Annotated in this window: 1 protein-coding gene; it reads left to right on the forward strand. The window is 63.2% G+C overall.

Going from position 1 to position 925, the window contains the following annotated elements; all coding sequences use genetic code 11:
- Positions 1-925, forward strand: a 925-nt coding sequence (gene groEL, locus NKJ09_RS32435) for a chaperonin GroEL (protein WP_352764785.1), incomplete at both ends; no start/stop codon positions are given.

The following is a 925-nucleotide window of genomic DNA, read 5'->3' on the forward strand; positions in this document are numbered from 1 at the left end:
ACCTCGCCGTCGCCGACGTCGTCGCGACGCTGATCAAGAACGCCAAGAAGATCAAGACCTCGGAAGAGGTTGCCCAGGTCGGCACCATCGCCGGCAATGGCGATGCTTCGGTCGGCTCGATGATCGCCGAAGCGATGCAGAAGGTCGGCAATGAGGGCGTCATCACGGTCGAGGAAGCCAAGACCGCCGAGACCGAACTCGAAGTCGTCGAAGGCATGCAGTTCGACCGCGGCTATCTCTCGCCCTACTTCGTCACCAACGCCGACAAGATGGTTGCGGATCTGGAAGACGCCTACATCCTCCTCCACGAGAAGAAGCTCTCCAACCTGCAGGCCATGCTGCCGATCCTCGAGGCTGTCGTGCAGACCTCGAAGCCGCTGGTCATCATCTCCGAAGACGTCGAAGGTGAGGCCCTGGCCACGCTGGTCGTCAACAAGCTGCGTGGCGGCCTGAAGATCGCTGCCGTCAAGGCGCCGGGCTTCGGTGATCGCCGTAAGGCCATGCTGGAAGACATCGCCATTCTCACCGGTGGCCAGGTCATCTCCGAAGACCTCGGCATCAAGCTCGAGAATGTCGGCCTCAACATGCTCGGCCGCGCCAAGAAGGTGTCGATCTCCAAGGAGAACACCACCATCGTCGACGGCGCCGGTAAGAAGGCCGAGATCCAGGGCCGCGTCGCCCAGATCAAGCAGCAGATCGAGGAGACCACCTCGGACTACGACAAGGAGAAGCTGCAGGAGCGTCTCGCCAAGCTGGCGGGCGGCGTTGCCGTGATCCGCGTCGGCGGTGCGACCGAAGTGGAAGTCAAGGAAAAGAAGGACCGCGTCGATGACGCCCTCAACGCGACCCGCGCGGCCGTCGAAGAAGGCATCGTTCCCGGCGGCGGCGTCGCCCTGCTGCGCGCTTCGCTGGCCATCACCGTCAC

Origin of the sequence: Mesorhizobium sp. M0189, assembly GCF_040322135.1 — a bacterium.
Lineage (GTDB): Bacteria > Pseudomonadota > Alphaproteobacteria > Rhizobiales > Rhizobiaceae > Mesorhizobium.